The following is a 1,044-nucleotide window of genomic DNA, read 5'->3' as shown; positions in this document are numbered from 1 at the left end:
CCTGCACCGTGCCGGTGATGGGCGCGCTGACCGCCCCGGGGGCCTCGGCCGCGGGCTGTTCCGGCCCCGCCGCGGCCGGGGTGCCGGGGGTGTGGGCGCAGAGCCCGCCGAGGGCCGCGAGCAGCGCGCCCGGCAGGCCGATACGCACGAGACGTCCGTCCAGTTCGAGCTCGGCTCGGAGCATCCCCGGCTCCGCCTCCGCGGGGAGGAAGGGCGTCACGGCGAGCTCCGCGTCGAAGACGGTCTCGATCCAGCGGGTGTGCACCCGGTGCCCCTCGGGGTGCTCGCCCGCGAAGTCCGCCGCCTCCAGCACGGCCCGGTGGAAGGGCAGCACGGTCGGCAGGCCCTCAATCGCGAACTCGGCGAGGGCGCGGCGGGCGCGGCGGATTGCCTCGGCCCGGTCCTGTCCCGTCACCACGAGCTTCGCCAGCAGCGAGTCGAAGACCGGGGGAACCGTTGACCCGGCGCCGACGCCGGTGTCCAGGCGCACCCCCGGCCCGGAGGGGGCCTCGAAGCGTGTCACCGTGCCGGGCGCGGGCAGAAAGCCACGGGCCGGGTCCTCGGCGTTGATCCGGAACTCCAGGGCGTGCCCCCGGGCCTCGGGGGCCGCCGCGGGCAGGGTTTCCCCCGCCGCGATGCGGAGCTGCCAGGCGACCAGGTCGACGCCGAAGATCTCCTCGGTCACCGTGTGCTCCACCTGGAGCCGCGTGTTGACCTCGAGGAAGGAGAGCGTGCCGTCGGTGCCGAGCAGGAACTCGACCGTGCCCGCGCCCACGTAGCCCGCGGCGAGGCAGAGCTCGCGCGCCGCTCGGGCCAGCTCCTCGCGCTGGCCATCGCTCAGCCCGGGGGCCGGCGCCTCCTCGACGAGCTTCTGGTTGCGGCGCTGGAGGGAGCAGTCGCGGGTACCGAGCGTCCAGACGGTGCCCGCGGCATCGGCGAGCACCTGCACCTCGATGTGCCGCGGGCGGTCGAGGAAGCGCTCGACGAAGCACTCGCCGCGCCCGAATGCCGCGGTGGCCTCCCGGACGGCGGCGTCGAACTGCT

General features: G+C 75.7%; 1 protein-coding gene. It reads right to left on the bottom strand.

All coding sequences use genetic code 11. The features are described 5' to 3' along the window. Positions 1-1,044: ATP-binding protein (locus tag OOT08_RS11705; RefSeq protein ID WP_442916241.1), on the bottom strand; the 1,044-nt coding region annotated here is incomplete at both ends.

This window comes from Leucobacter sp. M11 (assembly GCF_035726885.1).
Taxonomy (GTDB): domain Bacteria; phylum Actinomycetota; class Actinomycetes; order Actinomycetales; family Microbacteriaceae; genus JAPFRB01.
The sequence above is the reverse complement of the archived record's forward strand: the minus strand, read 5'-3'. Positions and strand labels throughout refer to the sequence as shown.